Source organism: Bacteroidota bacterium (genome assembly GCA_005882315.1).
GTDB lineage: Bacteria > Bacteroidota > Bacteroidia > Chitinophagales > Chitinophagaceae > VBAR01.
This window is the reverse complement of the sequence record VBAR01000001.1, coordinates 2,603,923-2,628,077: the sequence shown is the minus strand read 5'-3', so window position 1 is coordinate 2,628,077 and position 24,155 is coordinate 2,603,923. Positions and strand designations below refer to the sequence as shown.

The following is a 24,155-nucleotide window of genomic DNA, read 5'->3' as shown; positions in this document are numbered from 1 at the left end:
AATGAAAAAAAATATTACAGGATTCACAACTATTATTGCTATTCTTTTTGTTAGCCTTCTTTATAGCCAGGAAAAACAGACAGCGATAAATCCGGTGATTTTTGCGGATGTGCCCGATATGTCTATGATCCGTGTAGGTAATACCTATTACATGAGTAGCACTACTATGCACATGAGTCCTGGTGTACCCATTATGAAGTCAACCGATTTAGTAAACTGGAAACTGGTTAGCTATGCTTACGATACATTGGTTACTAATGATGCAATGAATCTTACCAATGGCAAAAGTACTTATGGCAGAGGTTCGTGGGCAAGTTGCATACGCTATCATAAAGGCATTTACTATGTTAGTACGTTTGCCCAAACTTCCGGTAAAACGCATATATATACAACAAGAAATATTGAAAAGGGGCCTTGGAAAGAAGTTTCGTTTGCACCATCCTATCATGATCATTCTTTGTTCTTTGACGATGATGGTCGTGTTTATTTAATCTATGGTGTAGGCAAACTTAAGTTAGTTGAATTAAACGAAGACGTTACCAAAATAAAACCGGGTACAACAGAGCAAATTATTATTGAAAATGCAAGTGCACCTGCAGGCACAAACATTAATCTTCAGGCAGAAGGATCCCAGCTTTTTAAAATTACTGGCAAATATTATTTATTCAATATCACATGGCCCCGTGGTGGCATGCGAACAGTTGTCATTCACCGTGCAGATAAAATTACCGGGCCTTGGGAAGGGAAACTTGGTTTTCAGGACTTGGGTGTAGCACAAGGTGGATTAATTGATATGCCCAACGGGAATTGGTATGCCTATCTGTTCAGGGATTTTGGATCTGTAGGCCGCATTCCTTATTTAGTACCAGTTAAGTGGGAAGATGGCTGGCCAGTGTTAGGTGCAAATGGTAAAGTGCCGGAAACACTTGATCTGGCTGCAAATAAAAGTTTGATACCAGGTATTGTTGCATCGGATGAATTTATCCGTAAGAAAAAAGAAGCTCCATTGCCGTTAGCTTGGCAATGGAATCATAACCCCGATAATAACTTATGGTCGTTGAATGAACGAAAAGGCTTTCTTCGTTTAAAAACAGGGAGGCTTGATACTTCGTTTTTGTATGCCAGAAATTCGTTAACTCAGCGTACCATCGGACCATTGTGCAATGGCTCTACTTCGTTGGACGTATCTAATATGAAAGATGGCGATTTTGCAGGACTTGGTTTATTGCAAAAAAATTATGGATTGGCTGCTGTAAAAGTAATTGGAGATAAAAAGACAATTGTGATGATTAACGCAAGCACAGGTAAGCCGGAAGAAGTTGCCTCTATACCACTTAATCAAAAAATAATTTACCTGAAAGCAGAATGTGATTTCGCCAATAAAAAAGATACGGCTAATTTCTTTTACAGCTTAGATGGAAACAACTGGATAGCATTGGGGACACCATTAAAAATGGCATATACTATTCCGCAGTTCATTGGTTACCGCTTTGCATTGTTTAATTATGCAACAAAGAATGTCGGAGGCTTTGCTGATTTTGATTATTTCAGGATCACAGAAACGATTTCAGCATCCAAAAAAGATCAATAAAAAATATCAGATAATAAAATCATTTGTATATGAAAAAAAAGTTGCCCCAATATCTGTCTGCTGTATTTGTTGTTCTATTCGCCATGAATGCAGAAGCACAAAATCCTATTATAAGAAACCAGTTCAGCGCTGATCCGTCAGCAAGAGTATTTGGAGACAGGGTTTATGTATATCCCTCCCATGACATCCTTGCTACAGAAGGCAAAGGTCGGGTAGGCTGGTTTTGCATGGAAGATTATCATGTATTCTCTTCTGCCAATCTTTCTGACTGGACAGATCATGGTATGATCGTTACCCAAAACAAAGTGCCATGGGTAAAACCAGATAGTTATAGTATGTGGGCACCTGATTGTATTGAACGAAACGGGAAGTATTATTTCTATTTTCCCACTTCACCCAAAGACACGATTACTTATGGCAGAGGGTTTACCATAGGCGTGGCTGTAGCAGATAAGCCTGAAGGACCATTTATTCCGGAAGCGACGCCTATTAAAGGAGTTCGTGGTATCGACCCTAATGTATTTATAGATAAGGACGGGCAGGCTTATCTATACTGGTCTGCCGGAAATATTTATGGTGCAAAACTGAAAGCCAATATGCTGGAACTTGATTCGGAAGTAAAGACTTTAGGCGAACTGCCAACTAAAGGATTAAAGGAAGGACCTTATTTATTTGAAAGAAACGGAATTTATTACCTCACTTATCCACATGTAGAAAATAAAACAGAACGATTGGAATATGCTATTGGTGACAACCCCCTAGGTCCTTTCAAATTTACTGGTGTTATCATGGATGAATCTGCTTCCGGATGCTGGACGAATCATCATTCTATTATACAATTCAAAAAGCAATGGTATTTATTTTATCATAATAAAGATTATTCCCCACGTTTTGATAAAGCCCGATCAATAAGAGCCGATAGTTTATTTTTTAATTCCGATGGCACTATTAAAAAAGTAATCCCAACATTAAGAGGTGTAGGAGTTACAAACGCAAATAAAGAAATTCAAATTGATCGTTATTCAGCAATCAGCAATGAAGGCACTTCCATTGAATTTATTGATACTGCTAACAGATTCATGGGCTGGAAAACAATATTCAATAAAGTAAATGCATGGACACAATACAATGCTGTTGATTTGGGAACGAAACCATTGAAAACAGTATCGATAAATGCAATGTCTGAAACAGGTGGAATATTGGAAATACATACCAGTAGTATTAATGGTCCTATCGTTGCAAAAGTTACACTACCGAAGAGCACAGAATTTAAGCAAACAAAAACTTCTGTCGTTAAATCACCTAAGGGAGTTCAAAATATTTTTATTGTACTAAAAGATAAAGAGGTTGCGGTTGACTGGATACAGTTTAATTAAAACATGTTATTGAGTAACTCTAAAAATATTAAAACTATTAATTTAACTATTATGATGAAGAAATTTTTTCTATTTTTTTTATTCTCTGTTTTGCTATTGGGAACAAAAGCACAAACATTTAACAACCCAATACTGGCAGGATTCTATTCTGATCCAAGTATATGCAGGGTGAGTAATGATTACTATATCACCACTTCTACTTTTGCATATTTCCCAGGGCTACCTATTTTTCATAGCACCGATCTGGTTAACTGGAAACAGATCGGTAATGCTATGGATAGACAGGAACAACTAGATCAAACGAATGCAGGAGTGTCAAGAGGTTTATTTGCGCCTACCATCCGCTACAATAAAGGCACTTTCTATATACTATGCACCTTAATTGATAAGAAAGGTAATTTTATTATTACCGCCAAAGATCCTAAAGGACCATGGAGTAATCCTATCTGGTTGCCAGAAGTAAGAGGTATAGATCCTTCCATTGATTTCGTAGATGACAGAGCTTATGTAGTGTACAATAATGATGCACCTGATAACAAGCCATTATACAACGGTCACCGTACCATTCGTATGTATGAATTTGATATCAACACCATGAAAGTAGTAGGACAAGAAAAATTGCTGGTGAATGGCGGTACTGATTTGTCTAAAAAACCAATATGGATAGAGGCGCCACATATTTTTAAGAAAGATGCCTGGTATTATCTTATTTGTGCAGAAGGTGGTACAGGGTATAATCATTCAGAAGTTGTTTTCAGGAGCAAAGCTGTTGATGGCCCTTATATTCCTTATGAAAAGAATCCGATACTTACTCAACGTCACCTTGACAAACAACGACAAAATCCGGTTACCACAACTGGTCATGCCGACTTTGTAGAAACACCCGATGGTAAATGGTTTGCGGTATTCCTTGCTTGTCGTCCTTACGGAGATGATATATACAATACAGGAAGAGAAACATTTCTCTTACCCGTTGAATGGAAAGATGGATGGCCGCATATATTAGAAGGAAACGAGGAAGTACCTTACACATTGCCGGTACCATTACCTGCATTAACTAAAAAAGTAAATAATCCCTTTGGTGGTAACGTAACTTTTAAAGATGATTTCAACAACAAGAAATTTGAGGATCGCTATCTGTTCCTTAGAAATCCTGAAATGGATGCGTATAGCTTAACTGCAAAGAGTGGTTTTTTTCAATTGTCACTTCGTCCTCAAACTGCATCCGAAAGAAAAAGTCCTTCCTTCCTTGGATCACGACAGCATAATTTAAAAGGATATGCAGCAACGAGTATTGATTTTACGGCTGCCTCTGAAAAAGAAAAAGCTGGTTTAATGATCTTCCAGAGCGAAAACAATTACTATTTTTTATGTAAATCTATTGAGAATGGCAAACCTGTTGTTCAATTATATAAATCTCCATCAAGAGGAAATAAAAATGGAGAACTATTAGCATCCCAGCCACTCACTTCAGCAAAATCATTGTACTTGAAAATTGAATCGAATGCAGCAACTTATGCATTTTATTTTGCTGATAAGAAGAATAAGTGGAAACTATTGAAAGATGGAGTGGATGCTTCATTTCTTAGCACAAAAAAAGCAGGAGGATTTGTGGGAAGTTTGTTTGCTCTCTATGGTACATCTGATGGCGAGCCCACAACATCTGTTGCAACCTACGATTGGTTTGAATATAAAGGCAATGATGACGGGATAAAAAAATAAACAGCCAGTCATTGATTCCAGATTACAAAGATGGATTAAAATAAAGCTCGCAATGAAACCATTTCTGGTAATTATTGTGACGACTGTTTAATTAAGATTGTCTGTGCAGGACTAACATTAGTTATTACTCCTTGAAGACAGATGAGCAAAAAACCATACTGTTGTTCAAAATTCTTCGCCGGTATCTATTGGTAGTTTTTACTTCTAAACTTAAATAGTTTTCCTATTGATGCAGAATTCTGCACAATTGTGCAATTGTTACTCATTTTATTTTAAACTTAAAATTGTTTGCTAGTATGAAAAAGAAAATGATTTTTTCCCTGGCAATGTTATGTGCCGTGGGGCTTTTTTCCTGTAAAAAAAGCATGCTTCGTTCCGAAGACACTAATTCTAATGAATTAGTAACTGGAAAAGTATCTGCTGGTTCGAATGTTTCAGGTAGTACTTTTTTTGATCCAGGTGGTCTAATTTCAGCAAGCCAGCACGGAGTGTTAGACACAATTCAAAAAGGATTTGGGTTTACAGAAGGACCTGCTGTCGATAAAGATGGAAATGTATTTTTTACTGATCAGCCCAATGATAAAATTTATAAGTGGACAGCATCAACCGGGCAAATCACAACATTCTTAACTGGTACTGGCCGCTCTAATGGAATGGCTATTGATAAAGATGGTTATCTTATTGCTTGCGCTGACATGCATGGAGAACTTTGGAAGATAGCTCCTGATGCTAGTCATACTGTATTGGTAAATAATTACAATGGCAAATTATTAAATGGCCCTAATGATGTATGGATCAATCCGAAAAATGGAGGCATCTATATTACTGATCCTATATTCCCGAGAGATTATTGGGATGCATCTGATCCCCGCAAACAAAATTGGGAGCCAACACACTCTGAACAAGCTGCAACCGGTAAAGGCGGCCATGTATATTATTTAGCGCCGGGTGCTAACACACTTGTCAGGGTTACTACAATGGCCGGATGGAATGCTGATATATGGCCAAACGGTATCACTGGAACTCCTGATGGTAAAAAACTGTATGTAAACAATTGGACCTATAATGGTACTGGGCAAATCAAGGTCTTTAATATCAATTCTGATGGCACACTCTCCAACATGCAGACGCTTGTTAATAATCTGAACTTCTGCGATGGTATGTCACTGGATGAAAATGGAAATATTTATGTTAGCGGTGGCCCTGGATTAAACGCTTATGATAAAGATGGAAATAAAGTATTAACAATTCCTGGTGGCGGCGGTACCAACAATGTTTTTGCAGGAACAAACAACAAAATATTATTTATGACAAGCCCTGATAGGGTCACTTCTGTAAAGATGAATGTTAAAGGTGTAGAACGATTTTAAATTTCTGATAAATTGTTAGCGCAAAAAAAATCTGCAATACAGAATTATCGGAATGTTGTTAATAATTTTGACAGAATTCCGATTAATTTAATAAATTCAATCACATTAAAAACATGCTATATGAAATACATTTTTAGTTTATTACTCCTCTTAGTAGGTTTTACAGCTTTTGCACAAAACCCTATTGATGGCAACTGGAAAGGCTCCCGTGAAACACCGAACGGCACTTTTGAAGTCAATTACACTTTTAAGGTGGAAGGCAATGTAGTTACTGGTGTTTGGAAAACTCAATTTGGTGAATCTAAATTAGAGGATGGAAAAATTGAGGGGAAAAAATTTTCTTACAGTATTTCCTTTAACGATACTAAAGTATCCAGTACTGCAGAACTGATAAGTGAAAATGAAATATTGGTAAAGAATGAAAGAGGAGAAATGAAACTTACAAGAGTTAAGTAACAACTATTATTTATAAATTAATATCCCAGGTGTTGAACAAACATTCTGGGATATTATTATTTTTTCAGCCATTCTATTTAAGAACAAAAATCTTTACAAAAGATATCTGCTATGAACAGAAAATTTAAATCCCTTTTGCCTGCTATGGCTTTTGTCGTTTTATCGGGACTACAGCTTTGTAGTTTTACAGCCTTCGGACAGAATCCTCCGACACAACCACAAAGACCAAACCTGCCTCCAATACCGATCAGCGGCGATACGACACATACGCTGACTAGATATTTTATACCGGCGGCAGGCAGCAAAAAGACACCCGACAGCAAGGGGTTTATTCAACGTTGGTTGGTGCTGGAACCCGTAAAAAAAACTATTGCGAGAAATAACATATTCACCGACAACTATCTCAGGACAAATTTTTCCGCTGATAATTTTTCTGCCAATTACACTATAGTTCCCAAAAATGGCGAACAAGTAAAAGTAGGAGATCAGGAATTAAAATGGTATGCGCTGGACAGTAAGACCTACAACTTTAATTTATACCATTTTACTTATGCAATCAACAAACCGCCATACGGTGTACTCTTCTGGTTAGTCACCGTCATCAATTGCCCGGAAGAAATCAAAAATGTTAGACTAGCTGCAGGTTGTAATTCCGGAAGCATGTGGTGGCTGAATGGCGAAGAAGCATTGATGCTATCCGGTGACAGAGATATGATAGTGGATAATGGAACTTCTTCGCTTGTAACACTGAGAAAGGGAAAGAATATTATTCGTGGCGCAGTAATTAATGGACCAGGTATGTGTAATTTCTGTGTTCGTTTTGTAGATGAAAAAGGATTGCCAGTAAAAAACTTCAGTATTAGTTACGAATAAAATTTGTTAGTCTGTTTAAAGTATCAATTATTTTGAAATCGAAATTTATTATGAAAAGAATGAAAATAACCGGCCTGACTGCCTTGTTAGCAATATTGATAACACAAACATTAATAGCACAGGTAGGAAAACCATTTATACATGATCCATCAACCATCGTTGAATGTGAAGGAAAATATTACACGTTTGGCACAGGCGGTGGTGGATTAATATCCGAAGACGGTTGGACATGGTATGGCGGTGGAGTAAGGCCGGGAGGTGGAGCTGCACCTGATGCGATGAAGATTGGTAACCGCTATCTTGTTGTGTATGGAGCAACTGGTGGCGGAGGCTCACACAAAGGTGCCATCTTTACTATGTGGAATAAAACATTGGATCCAAAGTCTCCTGATTTTAAATATTCGGAGCCAATTGTAGTAGCTACATCTGACGGTTATGAAGAAAATGATGCCATCGATCCCGGTCTTATGTTAGATCCTGTTACTGGACGCCTTTGGTTGACATACGGTACCTATTTTGGATTCATCCGCATTGTGGAACTGGATCCGAAAACAGGCAAACGAGTACAAGGCAATAAACCGGTTGATATAGCCATTGTTTGTGAAGCTTCAGTATTAGTATATCGTGAAGGCTGGTATTATTTGCTTGCAACTCATGGTAGCTGTTGCGATGGTGCTAACTCTACTTACAATGTAGTAGTTGGACGTTCAAAAAATATTTTGGGCCCATACATCGATAACGTGGGAAGAACCATGTTGGAAGGCGGGGGTAAAATGGTTGCTGTTACACGTGGCGGATTGATAGGCCCCGGGCATTTTGGACACATGATCCTTGAGAAAGGAGTTGAAAAAATATCCATTCATTATGAAGCAGATTTAGAACAGGGAGGTCGTAGCGTATTGGGCATTCTTCCACTGCTTTGGAAAGATGGATGGCCTGTTGCCGGAGAGAAGTTTAAAGAAGGTACCTATGAAATTGAATCCGTAAGAAGAGGATATGCTTTGGAGCTGGCAGTGGATTTTACAAGAATGGCTGGTGGACCTCGTGGATTTGGCCAGCCCAACAATGAACCAATAAAACCCGTTCCAGCTCAAGAATTAGCAGATGTAATTAAAACCTGGCCAACAGGAAATATTAATGCAAGAATAGGTGATTACATGTTCCGTCCTCATCAGAAATGGGCGATTACAGATGCACCTGATACGACTGGTTATTTAGGCGGGCCGTACTATAAAATAGTAATAGCAGGAACAGAACGGGCATTAGCAGCTACTGCAAATGCTGAAGTGATAACAGTACCGGCATTTACCGGTGCACCGGAACAATTATGGCGGATAGATCAGCTGACTGATGGAACATACCGTATTATGCCCAAAGTAATTCCTGATGCAAAAAAGCAATTAGTGTTAGTGTCTTCAGGGGATAGCAATCCCACACTTGCAATGTTTGATATGAATAGTGACAATTCTAAATGGAACTTTAAGGCTCACTAAATATCGCTATGCCTTCGTAAGTATAGGTCTACATATAAAGAAAACGCTGTTTTGAGCATGTATCACAGGTCAGCTTTTCCGTAATAAGTTAATGAATACTATGGATAGCTTGGGAAACACTACTAAAATGAAGAATATTTAATAATCACATCGATTAATGATATTGAGATAATTTAGAATCTCTACAGTCATAGATGGAAATCTCTCTTAATTCCTGGTTCCTTTAAAAAGATAACGCAATGGCATAGATGCTTGATCTTGCACATAGAGATAAACAAGCGAATCTCCTTTTATTCTTCCTTCGTATGAATAGTTGCTACCGCCTGAAGAAGACGTATAGCCGAACTCTGAGTTGTTGTTAACCGGCAGGTTGTGTGTAAAAAAAGTAGTAAATCCCGCTTTTACAGTCAGTACAATCGAATCACGGGACTTAGCTTGTATTGTTACCTGAGTGGGATACGTCTCACTTTGCAATGCCCCTGCTAAATCCTGCTCCTGTAATATTCCTGTATAGCTTCCTTTAAAACTCCCTGCCACATCTTTTTTACAACTTACCACAAAGGAAAAAATGGTAATAAGCAAAGCAATTGGTAAAGACCTCATATAGATAAGTTTAAGCATAAGGAAGATAGTGAGATTTTGCAGCACCCCTGCTGTGTGCAATCATCTTTTAACATTTAACAAAGAAGATAAATTTATTTCATCAATACCGAAAAGAAATTCTGAATGTCACTGTACTTATGGGTGAAGATAATCTTCAAATTGAAGGTGAAGTAATTCATGTAATTGTGACGAAATGTTATGATGATCGGAATCAGTTCTGTTTTAAGATTCTTTTTAATTCATTCGGATAAAAAATGATTGCAGCTTTCATTGCTTTTAAATTTTTGGTGAAGCAACACCTTTTGGTGAAGCATGGGTGAACCAAAAAGCGACGAAAACTGAGTTGTAGTGAAACTAACTGCAAAAAAAATCCCCACAATATTAGCATACTGTGGGGAAACGAATCTTATTGAAAGAATTCTTGTAGCCCGTACGAGATTCGAACTCGTATCACCACCGTGAAAGGGTGGTGTCCTAGCCCTTAGACGAACGGGCCGTCTTTTGAGAATTTTCGCGGTAAAAACCGTTAAAATACTCCGTTTTTAGGGACGGCAAAGATAGGTCTGCGACCCTTTTCAACCAAACTTTATTAAAATAAAATACCCCCGAACCGGCGGGGGTATTTCCATCCTAATCCGTCCTATATGGTATTAGTTTTTGGCCAAATCAGCTTTTTTAAAGATTGATTTTATAAGGTTTTGAACCTCTTTTGATGTCAGGTTTCTGCTGTTTACCTCATCTGTTGTCCATCCCTGCCAAACGGTTTTATCCGTTTTTGAATCGATCAATGTAATGGTAACAGTGCCTTCTCTTACCGCCTTTTGTTCCCTGTCATATCCTAAAAATTGTGAAGGATAATAAACAGAAGCATACCTCCGGGTATAAGGGTTATAGATCAATCGGCTATAAGGTTGTGAATAAACAGGGTTACTTAATTCTTTCACCGATTTCTCAACCAGTATATCATAATCGATCAAAAGATCCGGCCTGCTTTTTACTTCCCTCCATCCTGCTTTGGTCAGCTCCTGGTGAACGGCAGTATGAATGTTTTTTTCCAGCAATTCACTGGCACTGGCATCTTCGTCTTTACCAGCCCACGCAAATGTGTTGTATTTAGAAAAATTTACAGTGTCGTCTTTTTCAATATGAGTCGTAGAGGCACAACTGCTCAGCAGTAAGACAACACCAAGTACTCCGCTCCACGACATGATTTGTTTTTTCATTTATTTCATTTTTTTATTCTATATATAAACGACAAATTCATTGCCGCGTTTATTAAAGAGATGTGAAAAAAAATTAGCTTTCAGAAAATAAGTTTCAGATTTCCTTAAAAAGATTTCCGTCCCAATTTTTTTAACATTTAAAAAAAATTGTATGCCAAAATTTGCACTTGAAAGGGAGATACCGGGAGCAGAAAAATGACACATGAGCAGTTGCATGCCATTTCGCAGACTTCATGCGGCGTATTGAATAAAATGGGCCCGCAAATACAATGGGTACATAGTTATGTGACCATTGATAAAATTTATTGCATTTATAATGCACAGAACGAAGAAATGGTAAGGGAACAGGCAAAGCAAGGAGGCTTTCCGGTTAATTCGGTTGCAAAAGTTTTTGCAATAATAGATCCTACAACTGCAAAGTAGAAAATCAGGTAAGCCCGATCTCATAATGCCTTTCGGGGATCTCAACATCAACGAATCCTTTTTTAATTAATCGCTGTTTGAACTCTTGCTGCACTTCATATTCACCGTGTACAAGGAAAGTCCGTTTTACTCTTTTCTTATCCTGGCAGGCAAGCCACTGGCTTAGATCTTCGTAATCGCCATGGGCACTCATGCTGCGAATGGAACCGATCTCGGCATTAACCTGGTGATCTACTCCAAAAATTTTTATTTCCTTATCGCCATTCATTAATTGTCCACCCACTGAATGGGGTTCGCAATACCCAGTCAATAAAATCGTATTATGACTGCTCTCAATATTATTACTGACATGATGTTTTACCCTGCCTGCATCAGCCATTCCGCTGGCAGAAATAATTACAAAGGGGCCATTCTGAAAATTCAGCAATTTGGATTGCTCAACTGTTTTAATAAACTTAAGTCCTTTGAAGCCGAATGGGTCACTATCGCTTTTTAGTATCGTTTGAATTGTTTTATTAAAATAATCAGGATAACGTTTGACAATTTCAGTTGCTTCTACACTTAATGGACTATCCACATAATAATCCAGTTCCGGCAATCTATTTTCCAACTCAAGTTGATTGAGTGCAAACAATATTTCCTGCGTACGACCCACACTAAATGCCGGCATGATCAATTTACCTTTTTTGTGTACACAGGCTTTTTCGATCCAACGCAGTATCAGGTCAGGTGTAGTGGTGTTTACATCATGCAGGCTGTTACCATAAGTTGATTCACAAATGATATAATCTGCCTGTGGAAAATCTTCCGGGGATTTTAAGATCACATCCCTATAGCGGCCCACATCACCGCTAAATGTGATAGCGGTATCTTTTCCATTCTCTTTAATTTTTACATGCACACATGCACTGCCGATAATATGGCCCGCATCGGTAAATAAAGCCTGCACATCTTCAATCACATCAAACCACTGGCCATATTCCTTTGCGACAAAATGTGAGTTGGCTTGTTTTGCATCTTCCGAAGTATATAAAGGTTTCAGGTAAGGCAATCCTTCAGAAGCTCTTCGTTTATTCTGGTATTTGATCTCATCTTCCTGAATTCCGGCAGAGTCTTCTAACAAAACTTCGGTTAGATCTTTGGTAGCTGGTGTACAGAAAATATTTCCTTTAAACCCATCTTTGACCAGTTTGGGTATAAGACCGCTATGATCAATATGTGCATGAGACAATATCATTACATCCACTTCAGCCGGCTCAAAACCAAAATCACGATTGAGCATATCCGTTTCTTTGCCCATACCCTGGAACATGCCACAATCAAGCAAGATCTTTTTGCCGTTCTTTAAAGTGATAAGATGTTTCGAGCCTGTTACGGTTCTTGCCGCCCCGTGAAATGCAATTTTCATATTTGATGTTTCGGTTAATGTAATTGTTAATGCTGTTTTATATCTTATTCATTTGCTGTTACCCATTTAGAGCCATTCCATCGTAGGTCCATCTGCACTGTATCAGAAAAATTTTCATCAGGCTTTGGAATTTCCAATGGCGGATATTTCCAGGTACCTGTTGCATGACTTATTGTATTGAAAATATCTTTTCGCTTCTCATCTTTTTTTATTGAAAGTACAGTGACACCACTCACATTCCATATCCCTGCACCGTCTGCTGAACTTTTCTGCATATACCAAATCTTTACCATTTCTTTTACTTCATCTTCTTTGGGTGCTTCTGTTGAACAGGAATAAAAAAATACCGCAAGAGAAATAAAAAGTAGTTTTCTCATAGCAGTGGTTTAATATTCAAATCATTCTTTCTTTCAGCGAGGAATATTGCAAGTAATACTCCAACCAGAACAACACTATATTCCATTCCGCCCACTTGTGCCCCAACTGTAAACCATCCATTTGGGCTATGAACCATTAATATGCCGCCGATTTGAATAAGGATCTCAATTACACAAAAAACCTTTACTGCATAGCGAAGGAACATTGCTGTGCCTCCTATTATTTCAAACACAGTTATAAACCATGCAAGGTATAATCCACCCGGGATTCCATGATCACCAATAAACCCACCAAATCCTGTAACTGAGTGTTCATACAATCTTGCACCGCCATGCAGAATAAAAACAATTCCCATCAGCATTCTTAAGAGGCCGATCGAATTGGAAGGCTGGAGTAAAAAATGTGGTTTCATAGTTATAATTTCAAATCATTAATTATCGCCTTTATTTTCTCATCCAACTCTTTTCCTACTTTTTCAAAGTCTGCAGCATTCTTCAACTTTCCATTTACACTAAAATAGAATTTGATCTTTGGTTCTGTACCACTTGGTCTTGCACTTATCTTACTTCCATCAGTTAATATGAATTGCAACACATTTGATTTGGGTAATTTTATTTCCCACTCCTCTCCTGTCAACAGGTTTTTTCCTTTGCGCATTTTATAATCCAATAACTGCTCAACATTTACTCCATTTATTTTAAGTGGCGGATTACTGCGGTAACCTTCCATCATTGCAGCAATTTGTTGCTGGCCATCCATTCCTTTTTTAGTAATGGATATCAAATGTTCTTTATAAAAACCATACTGCACATACAGGTCAATCATTTTTTGAAACAAGCTGCGACCTTTTTCTTTTTCATAAGCTGCCATTTCACAAAGCAAAGCCACAGCGCTGATCGCATCCTTATCCCTTACCTTATCACCGATCATCAAACCAAAACTTTCTTCACCCCCCACAACATAGTTTTCTTTTCCTTCTTTTTCTCTTATTAATTCAGCGATCCATTTAAAACCAGTAAGCACATTATAACAGGCAATGCCACTTGCTTTTGCTATCTGGTCGATCATCTCCGTTGTTACAATTGTTTTTACCACCATATCATTGGGCTGAGCAATGCCTTTCGCTTTTCTTGCTTCGATCATGTAATTAAAAGCAAGCACAGCAGTTTGGTTGCCATTCATCAGCACCCAATTGCCATTATTATCTTTTACGCCGATGCCTACACGGTCGCTATCAGGGTCCGTACCTAATAAAATATCTGCATCCAGTTCCTTTGCTTTTTTCAACCCAATACTCATTGCTTCACTTTCTTCAGGATTGGGATAAACTACTGTTGGAAAATTTCCATCCGGCACTTTCTGTTCTTCCACCACCGTTACATTAGTAAAACCAAAACGTTTCAGCACTTCCGGCATCAGCACAATACCTGTTCCATGAATAGAAGTGTAAACTATTTTCAGATCATGTTGCTTTTTGATAACATCCGGGTACACACTCAGGCTTTTTACCATTTTCATATACACATCATCCAGCTCTTTACCGATGATGGTAATATTCTTTTCACCACCACTCCACTTTACATCATCAACTGATAATATCTTATCTACTTCTTTAATTACATTTTTATCATGCGGTGGCACCAGCTGTGAGCCATCATCCCAATAAGCCTTGTACCCATTAAACTCTTTTGGATTATGCGAAGCTGTGCACACTACTCCACCTTTGCATTTTAAATGACGGATAGCGAATGAAAGTTCCGGAGTTGGACGTAACGCTTCGAATAAATAAACTTTGATCCCATTTGCGCCAAACACATTGGCAACTGTTTCGGCAAAGAAGCGGCTATTATTCCGGCTATCATGCGCAATTGCAACACTCACATCATTACCAAAACATTGCTTCAGGTAATTGGCATAGCCCTGGGTAGCCATCCCCACCGTATATTTATTCATCCGGTTGGTTCCTACTCCCATAATACCTCGCAAACCACCCGTACCAAATTCAAGATTGCGATAAAATGCATCTTCCAATTCTTTTTCATTATCCTTCTGCAGGCGGGTGATCTCATCCTTTGTCACAGTATCAAAATTTCCGCTAAGCCAGTTATTCACTTTTGCAAGGATCGTTGCATCCATAATAGTTGGTTTAAAGAGGGAAGTTATTGAATTTTCCTATTCAATCTAAAATGGTCTTTGTCCCGTATTTTTGTTTGAATGAAACCGGCACCTGTGCAAAATTTAGCTTCTGTTGCGTCGCACTCTTGTACTGCTGTAACCCTGTTCTGCTTTCTGATGTTTCCTGTATGCGGCTTATTTTCCCAGGATACAACAATACAAAAGCAAATAGTAGTTGATAGCATAACACAAATGCCTGCTCAATCATCACCGGTTCCACTAAACCCACCAACTGCCCTTACACCTGAACAAATAAAAAAACGTACCCGTATCGTTATTGGAGCCAATGTGGTCGGCTATGGCGCTGTTATGATAGGATTGTACAATTCCTGGTATAAAGACTACCCGCAATCATCGTTTCATACCATTAATGACTGGCACGAATGGAAACAAATGGACAAGGTCGGACATATGTATAGCGCATATATAGAAAGCCGTGCCAGTATGGAGCTTTGGCGGTGGACAGGTATTGACAGAAAAAAAAGGATCTGGATCGGTGGTATGAGCGGCGCATTTTATCAAACAGCGATTGAAGTACTCGATGGATTCAGCGAACAATGGGGATGGAGCTGGTATGATTTCAGCGCAAATATTTTAGGCAGTGGCATACTGGTGGCGCAGGAACTTGCATGGGATGATCAACGCATCAAACTCAAATTCTCTTATCACAAAAAAAATTACAGCGACCCACAGTTACAAGAAAGAACTGAAGAATTATTCGGCACCAGCGCACCAGAAAGGTTTTTGAAGGATTATAACGGGCAAACCTATTGGGCATCGGCCAATTTCAAATCATTTTTTCCCAAATCAAACCTGCCTCCGTGGTTAGGTGTTTCAGTTGGATATGGAGCAGAAGGATTATTTGGCGCAGAGGAAAATGTAGATACGGATGAAAGTGGCAATGTTATTTTTAACAGAACCGATGTACCAAGAAGAAGGCAATGGTATATTGCACCCGACATTGATCTGAGTAAAATAAAAACCAACAGCAAAACCCTTAAATTTTTTCTTACTGTTCTGAGTGCTTTTAAATTTCCTGCACCGACACTTGAGTTAAATCCTGGAGGCAAGACGAAATTTTATTTTCTGTACTTTTAAACAAGACAACCTGTATAACTTCGACTGGTTAATGTCGGTTTCAGGAATTGTCGCCACATTTACTGCGGCTATAAAAATCACTTCAACCGACCAGTACGATTACCAAACAACAAAAGAAGTAGATATAATATTAGAACCTTAAGTTATTGCAGGAAGGCGCCCAGCACTTCTGTTTCGCTTACTTCTACATAAATATGTTCCTGCGATGTGCTGGCAACTGATAACCCGACATAATCTGCCGTAACGGGAAAACTAGTATGTGTCCGCTCTACAAGCACCAATGCCTGGATGGACTTTGGATGAAAAGACAGAAAAGGCTTGAGTGCATAGAGTATGGTTTTACCACTATTGGCTACATCATCAATCAATACCACTGTCTTATTATTGAAATCAATCGCTTCACTCAACTCAACTTCCTTCGGATTCTTTTTATCCAGCGTAAGTGTGATCAGTTTTGTTTTAAGTGATGAAAGTTCTTCAATACTTTTCTGAATACAACTTGCTACGACGGTACCGCTGCCACGAATGCCCGCAAGTATCAGTTCTTTTTCATCGGGATTATGCTCAATAATTTCTAATGCAAGCCGACGGATCTTTTTTTCTGCCACTTCTTTTGTAAGTATATATTTTTTATCACTCATAATTTTCTGTAAGGATTATCTTTTCAATATTAGAAGTCCTGAATCCGGCATCCGGAATCCAACAACAACCCTTAATTTAGCTATTCGAAACCAGACTGCATGCAATTTATACCACAAATTTTATTTATCCTGCTTTCAGCAGTTGCTATCTGGCTTTTTTCAAAGAAAGCAAAAGAAATTATCCGCAATATCAGGTTAGGTAAAAATGACCTGGTTAATGATAATCCTTCACAACGCTGGCGTAATTTATTTTTGCTGGCATTTGGTCAGCAAAAAATGTTTCGCAATCCGTTGGTAGCTGTTATGCATTTTTTTGTTTATGCCGGGTTTATCATTATCAATATTGAAGTACTGGAAATAGTATTAGATGGAATACTCGGCAATCATAGGTTATTTGCCGAACCATTAGGAGGCTTATACAGTTTCCTTATCAATGCATTTGAAGTATTGGCTTTGCTGGTACTGGTGGGCTGTGTTATCTTTTTGGTCCGTAGAAATATTATCAAACTCAAACGTTTTATCAGTAAAGATCTTAACGGCTGGCCACGCAGTGATGCAAATTATATTCTGATAACAGAAATCGTTTTGATGAGTTTGTTCCTTACAATGAATAGTGCCGACCGTGCATTACAGTTGCAGGGACATGAACATTATAAACAAACCGGCGATTTTGTTATCAGCGGGATCTTTGCAGAAAACCTTTCAGGTCTTTCTGCCTCATCACTTATTTTTCTTGAACGATCTTGCTGGTGGTTGCACATTGTTGGCATTTTTGCTTTTTTAAATTATCTGCCTTACTCAAAACACCTGCATATTATTCTTGCATTTCCCAACGCCTATTTTGCAAAATTTAACCCGATGGGTAAGATGACCAATATGCAATCAGTACAGAATGAGGTCTTATATTCCATGCGACCGGAACTAGCACCAACCGATGCAGCAGCTCCTGCACGATTTGGAGCAAAAGATGTTTTTGATCTAGGGCAGAAGCATTTATTGGATGCATATAGTTGTACTGAATGCGGTAGATGTTCTGCCGCTTGCCCTGCCACTCAAACGGGCAAACTGTTATCACCTAGAAAAATAATGATGGACACGAGGGACAGAATGGAAGAAGTTGGAAAGAACATCAATGTAAATGGCGAGTTTAAAGATGATGGAAAAAACCTGCTCAATTATATTACTGTTGAAGAACTGCGTGCCTGCACTACTTGCAATGCCTGTGTACAAGAATGTCCTGTTTCCATTTCACCGCTTGATATTATTATTGAACTCCGTCGTTCATTGGTTATGGAGGACAGTAATGCCCCACAGGAATGGAATGCCATGTTCAGTAATGTAGAGAATAATTTTGCGCCGTGGAAGTTTTCTCCTGATGAAAGGGACAAGTGGGCGGAAGAAATGAAAACCAATTGACCCAAATATGTCATTAATAATAAACCAGAAGCTGAAACAGCTTTACCAGTTATTAGCGGAATCCCATCGGAGTTCTACACAAATGGGCTGTAAACTCTTTATTGTTGATTGATCATTGAAAATATTTTTCCATCCTGTTCGTTAATAGAGCTATGCGTAAAATATTATGCTTATCAATTCTTTGTTTTTCATTTGCTACTACTGCCCTTTCACAAAATCCCTGGGAACTCGGCGGTGAGTATATGCGTTCGATGGGAAAAAATTTTAAAAGCAGCCATGTTGGTCCCCGCTATGAAACCTTCAGCAAAAAGCATAGCTGGGTGATCGGGTTAACGTATAATTTTTCTTCTAAACAATCTTACTCTGGTTATAAAGGTTTTGGCATGTATGCCGGTTATCGCTACGGATTTATATTTAATGAAAAAGGAACAGGAAATGCATTTGTCGGGGGAAGGCTTTGGTTTTCTTTTGACAATTTTGACGGCAAAACCAGCCTCAATAGTTTATTCATTACACCCATGGCCGAAGCGGGTTATCATTTTACATTTAAAACTCATTACGCAGTTACGCCATTTGTTGGTTATGGCTTCACTAAGAAAGTAACCAAAGAGTTTAATTCCCTCGATGAAGATTTCGGTGGACGGCTTTTACCGGGTATTGACCTTGGTTATCGTTTCTAATCTTTTTTTCTATTGAACCAATACCACATTGGTATACCGGTAGCCATTAATGCCAAACCTATTCCTGCTTCTCTTGGTTGTGTGATAATTGTATTTACAAACAATGCAGCAGAAATTATTATCACAATTGCAGGAACTATCGGGTAACCCCACACTTTATACGGCCTATGTGCATCCGGCATCTTTTTTCTCAACACAAAAACACCAAATGCTGTAGCGCCATAAAAAACAAATACGGCAAAAATGATCATATCAGTTAACTGGTCGAATGTTCCTGACAACACCAAGATACTTGCCCACACACATTGATAAAAAAGTGAGTTATGCGGAACAGCATGTTTGTTGAGTTCGGCAACGGGTTTAAAAAACATTTTTTCTTTTGTCATTGCATAATAAATACGACAACTTGAAATAATAGTAGCATGTGTGCAACCGAATGTCGTTATCAGTATCAAAACAGAAATAAACAACTCCCCTCCCCTGCCCCAAAAAACTTTTACCGCCTCAACAGCAGCAATACCGCTGGATGATGTTTTTATTTGTTCAAGCGAAGTAATTGGAAGCAATGATAGATAAGCTGTATTCACCAACAAGTATAATGCGATGACAATAAAAACTCCGATAGCAATTCCACGGGGAATATTTCGATTGGCATTTTTTGCTTCGCCGCCAATATATCCTACCGATGCCCAGCCCTGATAACCCCAGAATGCAGCAAGCATAGCGGTAAACATCGCACTGAATGTTACAGGTTGATTATTGGTTGTATCCAAACTAAAGGCCATGCTAAGATTTGATTCCTTACTTGTCAATCCAAAAAATATAATGGTAAATAAACCGGCAAACACTAGTAAAAGAATAACTGTTCCCAACCATGCACCTGTTTTCAGTCCTTGTGTGTTGACCCAGGTGAGCAAAAGAATTAAACAGATTGCAGTAAGTTTTACATTAAAATCCCTGAAAGGATAAAAAATGCCAGCAATATTAAAATTAGATGAGGATTCAAGTACTGGTGGAAAGTGAGCAATATTGTGAAGTGATTGTGCAAATACATACGCCAATGAAGAGATAGCTGCTGTTTGTATAATTGTAAACGTTGACCACCCAAACTGAAATGCAAAAAACTTATTGTAGATCTTTTTATAATAAGAATAATCTCCTCCCGTATCTGCAAGCAGTCCCGCTACTTCAGCATAACTCAATGCACCAAATAAACTAATAATACCACCGATTACCCATGCTATCAACACCCAGCCTGATGAATGCAGCGCATCCGCCATCGGCGCTACTTTTTTATAAACACCTGAGCCGAGAATATTGGCAATTACAAATACAAGTACGAATTGCAAACCGAGAGTTTGCTTTAATGCAGCCTTACCAGAATCTTGCATGTTGGTGGTTTTAGTGTATTACTATCTTCCCTCGTCTGCGCTGGGGCCATACATACCGGGCACCGGCACATCCAATAACCTTAAATATACAGACAATTGCCCGCGGTGATGATACAAATGATTCATGCCGAAATTTCTTGCAACAATAACTTTTGGCATAGTGGCATATACACGATCGCCTCTTCGCATTACCCAGTTACAAAGAAATGATTCGTCAGAAACTTTTTTAAGTTCTTCCATTGCTTTAGCTGCGCTTTCATCAAAAAGTTTTATCAACTCTTCTTTAGTTGCAGGATTATTATTTTCAAAACCGTTTGCAAAATCAATTTCATCATCGATGATTGCCTTTGTCATCCAAATAGGCGTTTCGGCAACATGAGCTGCCAGCCTCCCTAAGGACATTGACTTTTCATGTGGCTTCCAGTCAGCTTTTTCCATTGGTACCCTTTCAAGCATTTTACGGGTGTTTTTCAATTCCATTTCATACTCTGGGATGAGTGCATCTCTTATTGGCATATATTATTTTTAGTGTTTACTGAATTTCTTATCGGCTTCTTCTACAATTTTTTCAATCTTGTCTTGCATACCTTGTGTTACTTCCTCGGGGTGTTCAATCTGGTGAACCGCATCCTTTTTCTTCATTATCTTCCATAATTGAATAAGTGCTGTGATGCTGAATATTCCTCCTATTATCCAACTAAGGATGTGCTGGTTATTACTGATCTTATCAGCAATAAATTGTCCTCCGAAAATAAAAAGAAGATTGCCGATAAAAGTACCGATACCGATACCGATGATATAGAAATTATAATGATCATTTCGTGGCAATAATATTTTTTTACTGAACAGTACAGTACTCCAGCCAAACCAGAAAGGAATTTGAACGGGATTCAAAGCACTCATTATAAAACCCAGTAAAATGTTTGGCAATTGACTACTCAGGATTTTATTTTCACTCTCCGACGGATGTAAAGCAGCATAAAAACTAAATACCGCCAGTGCCGCTACGATTGCCAGTGTTACCCATTCCAGTATTTTAAAAAACAATTCCTGTTTTCTTATCCAATCCATTGCTACCAGTGACATTCGCACATAGATTATCTCGGCGATCAATGAGCCGAGGGAAAACAACATAGCCTGCGTTATTCCATCACTCACTGATATCTGCATGGCCGCTACATTCAATGTGCCAAGTGGCAATGAACCCACAAAACTTACCAGCAAGCCGGTAAAAAATATTTTTAGCAAGGGATGCATAGAACGAAAATACAAAAGCTCAATCGTATTTTTCGATCATCTTAAAGTGCTGTTTTGATACCTGTAAAAACCGGTAGCCTTTCATGAAGGACCAGTAAGGCGTGCCGTTGTGATGATTGTAGCGGCTGATCTCAAACAAAGCTTTCCAATGCTTCAGTATTTCAGCATAAGCGCTGAACAAACTCATACCACAATCGTAAATATGATTGGGCTCGGCGCCGCATCCATTATATTCAAGTATCATAATGTTGCGACTCTGTTTCAGATCTTCAATAGATGTAGTCTTAATATCATAACGTCCGTAAAAAAATTTCTTATTGTAATCAAACAGATCATCAAATACTTTATGCAGCCGTTCATCTATTTCCTTATGCAGGTTAGTGAAATGGGCGCCGCGGTTATGATTACCTGCATAGCTCAGGTAAAAAATTTCTCCTGCCGGAATTACTCTTTCAAAACGATGACCATGCCGGTGTTTCATTTCATCGTAGCGGTGTTTTGCACGGGCATGATCTTTTATCAATGTTTCAAGATCACTCTTTCCGTCACCTACCACATGCAACAATTCTTTATGAATAAATCCGCTAACAATTCCTTTTTTGTCTGCAGGATGACGGTAATAAAATACACTTACTTCCACCGGCAACATTATCAGATCCTGGATGATATATTCAACCGGTATCCTTTCATGATATTTTTTTAATTGTTCTTCATTTTCAATTTTCCTGAACAAAATTCCTTTCATTCCGATATCGGGTTTTACAATAAACGGATATGTAAACCCGGCTTCTTCAACTCTACCTTTTACTTCCTCAAACGGTAAGTCGTGCATGATAAAAATGGTACGGGGAACAAATTGCTCCGGCAATTGATCATACATTTCTTTTTTGCCTTCTCCTTCCATACCACCAAAAGTGATCGTTGGGTTGGAAGAACTAAAAAACCAGAATGAGCCGCTACGGATGCAATACCATAGCCACACAAATGAAAGAGGGAAATAGAGAACATAGAAATTCCAGAGTTCCCAATTGGTAAGTCGCTCAAAAAATTTTTTAACTTTCATGCAGTGCAGCAAATATAAACTGGCCGACTGAATGAAAAGTATCCGGATACAGGTTTATGTTTTAGATTTGGGCAAAATTGGACTTATGAATGTTCCTTCGGTAGCTGAATTACTTGCACAGGGAAAATCGCCGGATATATTGTTTTGGGTTGGATGCGCCGGAAGCTTTGATCAACGGGCACAAAAAATCACCAAAGCATTTGCTACGATCCTGGATAAAGTTGGAATAAATTATGCAATACTTGGTAAAGAAGAAATGTGTACCGGTGACCCGGTACGTCGTGCAGGCAATGAATTTATGTTCCAGATGATGGCTTACCATAATATACAGACTTTAAATAATTATGGTATAAAAAAAATCGTAACTACCTGTCCGCATTGTTTTAATATAATAAAAAATGAATACAAAGAACTCGGTGGTGATTATGAAGTGATACATCACACTGTCTTATTGCAGCAACTGATTGATGAAGGAAAAATAAAAATGAAAGAAGGCGGTTCATTCAAAGGCAAGAAAATTACTTATCACGACAGTTGCTATCTCGGCCGTGGAAATGATATTTATGAAGCGCCAAGAAAAGTACTGGAAGCATTAGATGCTGAACTTGTAGAAATGAAACGCTGCCGCAGTAATGGATTATGCTGTGGCGCCGGTGGTGCACAAATGTTTAAAGAAGAAGAAAAGGGAACAATAAGAGTAAATGTTGATCGGAGCAATGAAGCCATCGCAACGGGATCAAACATTATTGCTGCTGCCTGTCCGTTTTGCAATACAATGCTTACCGACGGCGTAAAGCAGGCAGAAAAAGAAGATAATGTGCAGGTGATGGATGTTGCGGAATTGATTGCCGCCAGTTTGGATTAAATTTGCAAAATGAATCTGGATTATAAAAATCTCCTCGACGAAAATTTTTCTTCTGATAGTCGTGTATGGATATATCAAAGCAACAGGTTATTCAGTTTAAGTGAAGCATTTGAAATAGAAGACATACTGAATGATTTTTCCAGCAAATGGCTTTCACATGGTACGCCGGTAAAAGGCGCCGGCTATTTATTCTTTGGACAATTTATAATTTTAATGGCCGATGAAAAAGCAACCGGTGTAAGCGGATGTAGTACAGATAGCTCAGTCCGATTGATCAAAGACATTGAGCAGAAGTATAAAGTAACTCTATTCGATCGTACTACTCTGGCATTTGTAGTAAAAGATAAATCCGATAACTATCGGATCCAATTACTACCACTTTCACAATTACAATACGGTGTTGACAATGGTTTTATTTCCGCTGATACACTCTACTTCAACAATCCTGTACAGACAAAAGAAGAACTTGAAAACAACTGGCTGATACCAGTAAAAGAAAGTTGGCTGAATAAGAAAATTACATTTTCAAATACAGTTTCGTAAATTAGTCACAATAGCCAACAGGATACAAGCGGAAGTAGCTCACCTGGTAGAGCGACAGCTTCCCAAGCTGTAGGTAGCGGGTTCGAGTCCCGTCTTCCGCTCAACTTAAT

General features: G+C 38.5%; 23 protein-coding genes, 2 tRNA genes and 1 pseudogene. 14 read left to right on the top strand and 12 right to left on the bottom strand.

What is annotated here, in order from left to right:
- Position 1: 1 nt before the first annotated feature.
- The 7 genes from E6H07_10915 (at position 2) to E6H07_10885 (ending at position 8,881) form a co-directional block, all read left to right on the top strand.
- Positions 2 to 1,591 (top strand): glycosyl hydrolase 43 family protein, encoded by a 1,590-nt coding sequence (locus E6H07_10915; protein TMI66377.1) that lies wholly within the window; start codon positions 2 to 4, stop codon positions 1,589 to 1,591.
- A gap of 29 nt (positions 1,592 to 1,620) precedes the next feature.
- Entirely contained in the window at positions 1,621 to 2,967 is a 1,347-nt protein-coding gene (locus tag E6H07_10910; protein ID TMI66376.1) for a carbohydrate-binding protein, read from the top strand.
- Between the two features lie 51 nt (positions 2,968 to 3,018).
- On the top strand, positions 3,019 to 4,689 hold the full coding sequence (locus E6H07_10905; protein ID TMI66375.1) for a glycoside hydrolase family 43 protein: 1,671 nt from the start codon (positions 3,019 to 3,021) through the stop codon (positions 4,687 to 4,689).
- Positions 4,690 to 4,985: 296 nt separating this feature from the next.
- Complete coding sequence (locus E6H07_10900; protein ID TMI66374.1) at positions 4,986 to 6,059, top strand: SMP-30/gluconolactonase/LRE family protein; 1,074 nt, start codon at positions 4,986 to 4,988, stop codon at positions 6,057 to 6,059.
- A 120-nt stretch (positions 6,060 to 6,179) separates the two neighbouring features.
- Entirely contained in the window at positions 6,180 to 6,515 is a 336-nt protein-coding gene (locus E6H07_10895; protein ID TMI66373.1) for a hypothetical protein, read from the top strand.
- Positions 6,516 to 6,626: 111 nt separating this feature from the next.
- Positions 6,627 to 7,388 carry an acetylxylan esterase gene (locus E6H07_10890; protein ID TMI66372.1) on the top strand — a complete coding sequence of 254 codons (762 nt, stop codon included), beginning with the start codon at positions 6,627 to 6,629 and terminating at the stop codon, positions 7,386 to 7,388.
- A 50-nt stretch (positions 7,389 to 7,438) separates the two neighbouring features.
- On the top strand, positions 7,439 to 8,881 hold the full coding sequence (locus tag E6H07_10885) for a glycoside hydrolase (protein TMI66371.1): 1,443 nt from the start codon (positions 7,439 to 7,441) through the stop codon (positions 8,879 to 8,881).
- Between the two features lie 207 nt (positions 8,882 to 9,088).
- Here the strand turns inward: E6H07_10885 and E6H07_10880 are convergent, their stop codons facing one another.
- From E6H07_10880 to E6H07_10870, 3 genes are all read right to left on the bottom strand, one after another.
- Positions 9,089 to 9,484 carry a hypothetical protein gene (locus E6H07_10880; protein ID TMI66370.1) on the bottom strand — a complete coding sequence of 132 codons (396 nt, stop codon included), beginning with the start codon at positions 9,482 to 9,484 and terminating at the stop codon, positions 9,089 to 9,091.
- A 421-nt stretch (positions 9,485 to 9,905) separates the two neighbouring features.
- Positions 9,906 to 9,980, bottom strand: a tRNA-Glu gene (locus tag E6H07_10875).
- 154 nt (positions 9,981 to 10,134) lie between these two features.
- Positions 10,135 to 10,707: a DUF4136 domain-containing protein gene (locus tag E6H07_10870; protein ID TMI66369.1), complete on the bottom strand. Its 573-nt coding sequence runs from the start codon at positions 10,705 to 10,707 to the stop codon at positions 10,135 to 10,137.
- Between the two features lie 151 nt (positions 10,708 to 10,858).
- Between E6H07_10870 and E6H07_10865 the strand changes: the two are divergent.
- A pseudogene (locus tag E6H07_10865) lies at positions 10,859 to 11,130 on the top strand (DUF4242 domain-containing protein).
- Positions 11,131 to 11,134: 4 nt separating this feature from the next.
- Here E6H07_10865 and E6H07_10860 read toward each other — a convergent pair.
- From E6H07_10860 to E6H07_10845, 4 genes are read right to left on the bottom strand one after another with little or no spacing between them, the layout of a single operon-like run.
- The gene (locus tag E6H07_10860; GenBank protein TMI66368.1) at positions 11,135 to 12,538 is read right to left on the bottom strand and encodes an MBL fold metallo-hydrolase; all 1,404 of its coding nucleotides are present in this window, start codon (positions 12,536 to 12,538) and stop codon (positions 11,135 to 11,137) included.
- Between the two features lie 44 nt (positions 12,539 to 12,582).
- Positions 12,583 to 12,915 (bottom strand): hypothetical protein, encoded by a 333-nt coding sequence (locus tag E6H07_10855; GenBank protein ID TMI66367.1) that lies wholly within the window; start codon positions 12,913 to 12,915, stop codon positions 12,583 to 12,585.
- Complete coding sequence (locus E6H07_10850) at positions 12,912 to 13,328, bottom strand: DoxX family protein (protein ID TMI66366.1); 417 nt, start codon at positions 13,326 to 13,328, stop codon at positions 12,912 to 12,914. Before E6H07_10850 ends, E6H07_10855 begins: the two co-directional genes overlap by 4 nt.
- Positions 13,329 to 13,330: 2 nt before the next feature.
- Positions 13,331 to 15,052: a phospho-sugar mutase gene (locus tag E6H07_10845; GenBank protein ID TMI66365.1), complete on the bottom strand. Its 1,722-nt coding sequence runs from the start codon at positions 15,050 to 15,052 to the stop codon at positions 13,331 to 13,333.
- Between the two features lie 78 nt (positions 15,053 to 15,130).
- Here E6H07_10845 and E6H07_10840 point away from each other — a divergent pair, with 78 nt between their 5' ends.
- Positions 15,131 to 16,189, top strand: a complete 1,059-nt coding sequence (locus tag E6H07_10840; protein ID TMI66364.1) for a DUF2279 domain-containing protein — start codon at positions 15,131 to 15,133, stop codon at positions 16,187 to 16,189.
- Between the two features lie 143 nt (positions 16,190 to 16,332).
- On the opposite strand, the gene E6H07_10835 is transcribed toward E6H07_10840, so the two are convergent.
- Positions 16,333 to 16,830 carry a phosphoribosyltransferase gene (locus E6H07_10835; protein TMI66363.1) on the bottom strand — a complete coding sequence of 166 codons (498 nt, stop codon included), beginning with the start codon at positions 16,828 to 16,830 and terminating at the stop codon, positions 16,333 to 16,335.
- Between the two features lie 99 nt (positions 16,831 to 16,929).
- On the opposite strand from E6H07_10835, the gene E6H07_10830 reads away from it, so the two are divergent.
- Both E6H07_10830 and E6H07_10825 read left to right on the top strand, forming a co-directional pair.
- Complete coding sequence (locus E6H07_10830; protein TMI66362.1) at positions 16,930 to 18,246, top strand: (Fe-S)-binding protein; 1,317 nt, start codon at positions 16,930 to 16,932, stop codon at positions 18,244 to 18,246.
- A 152-nt stretch (positions 18,247 to 18,398) separates the two neighbouring features.
- Positions 18,399 to 18,926: a hypothetical protein gene (locus tag E6H07_10825; protein TMI66361.1), complete on the top strand. Its 528-nt coding sequence runs from the start codon at positions 18,399 to 18,401 to the stop codon at positions 18,924 to 18,926.
- On the opposite strand, the gene E6H07_10820 is transcribed toward E6H07_10825, so the two are convergent.
- The 4 genes from E6H07_10820 to E6H07_10805 are packed head-to-tail and all read right to left on the bottom strand — an operon-like array spanning position 18,923 to position 22,637.
- The gene (locus E6H07_10820) at positions 18,923 to 20,317 is read right to left on the bottom strand and encodes an amino acid permease (protein ID TMI66360.1); all 1,395 of its coding nucleotides are present in this window, start codon (positions 20,315 to 20,317) and stop codon (positions 18,923 to 18,925) included. The genes E6H07_10825 and E6H07_10820 overlap by 4 nt on opposite strands.
- A 21-nt stretch (positions 20,318 to 20,338) precedes the next feature.
- Entirely contained in the window at positions 20,339 to 20,833 is a 495-nt protein-coding gene (locus E6H07_10815) for a hypothetical protein (protein TMI66359.1), read from the bottom strand.
- 9 nt (positions 20,834 to 20,842) lie between these two features.
- On the bottom strand, positions 20,843 to 21,574 hold the full coding sequence (locus tag E6H07_10810; GenBank protein TMI66358.1) for a lysine transporter LysE: 732 nt from the start codon (positions 21,572 to 21,574) through the stop codon (positions 20,843 to 20,845).
- 19 nt (positions 21,575 to 21,593) lie between these two features.
- Positions 21,594 to 22,637, bottom strand: a complete 1,044-nt coding sequence (locus E6H07_10805; GenBank protein ID TMI66357.1) for a hypothetical protein — start codon at positions 22,635 to 22,637, stop codon at positions 21,594 to 21,596.
- Positions 22,638 to 22,722: 85 nt separating this feature from the next.
- Between E6H07_10805 and E6H07_10800 the strand changes: the two genes are divergently transcribed.
- The 3 genes from E6H07_10800 (at position 22,723) to E6H07_10790 (ending at position 24,149) form a co-directional block, all read left to right on the top strand.
- Positions 22,723 to 23,502, top strand: a complete 780-nt coding sequence (locus E6H07_10800; protein TMI66524.1) for a (Fe-S)-binding protein — start codon at positions 22,723 to 22,725, stop codon at positions 23,500 to 23,502.
- A gap of 9 nt (positions 23,503 to 23,511) precedes the next feature.
- Positions 23,512 to 24,045, top strand: coding sequence for a hypothetical protein (locus tag E6H07_10795; GenBank protein ID TMI66356.1), 534 nt, complete (start codon positions 23,512 to 23,514; stop codon positions 24,043 to 24,045).
- 28 nt (positions 24,046 to 24,073) lie between these two features.
- Positions 24,074 to 24,149 (top strand) — tRNA-Gly (locus E6H07_10790).
- The last annotated feature ends 6 nt before the right edge of the window (positions 24,150 to 24,155 follow it).